The sequence below is a fragment of the Prescottella defluvii genome, assembly GCF_000738775.1.
Lineage (GTDB): Bacteria > Actinomycetota > Actinomycetes > Mycobacteriales > Mycobacteriaceae > Prescottella > Prescottella defluvii.
On the sequence record NZ_JPOC01000116.1, the window covers coordinates 1 to 424 of the forward strand.

At 72.6% G+C, this 424-nt stretch carries 1 pseudogene; it reads right to left on the reverse strand.

The window, feature by feature from the left end:
- Positions 1–374 (reverse strand): annotated as a pseudogene (locus IJ15_RS25020) (arabinosyltransferase domain-containing protein); the annotation flags it as partial.
- Positions 375–424 lie beyond the last annotated feature (50 nt).

Genomic DNA, 424 nt, shown 5'->3' on the forward strand with positions numbered 1-424 from the left:
CGAGGCCGGCGTACACGCCGAAGTGGTGCGTCCACTTGGTGGGCGTGAAGCTCATCAGCAGCAGCGACGCGAAGATGATGCCGAGGATGCGCCGGGACGGACCGACCGCGGTGCCGGGGATCTTGCCGCCGCGACGCAGCAGCATCATCACGCACACGATCAGGCACAGCAGCATGACGAAGACGCCGAAGCGGCGGGCGAGCGAGCCGTCGGGGGAGACGCCCAGCAGCGCGTCCCAGCGCCGGGGTTTCGCGCACCACGGCCCGGGGGGCGTCGGCGGCGACGGCGACGCGGACGCGGGTGCCGGACGCCAGGATCGGCGCGATCTGGCCGGCGATGCCAACCTGTCGACCGCGCGCGATCAGGGTCTGCACGATCGGCCGGGATCCGGCGATGAGCGCGGCCAGCGCGATCAGTCCGGACG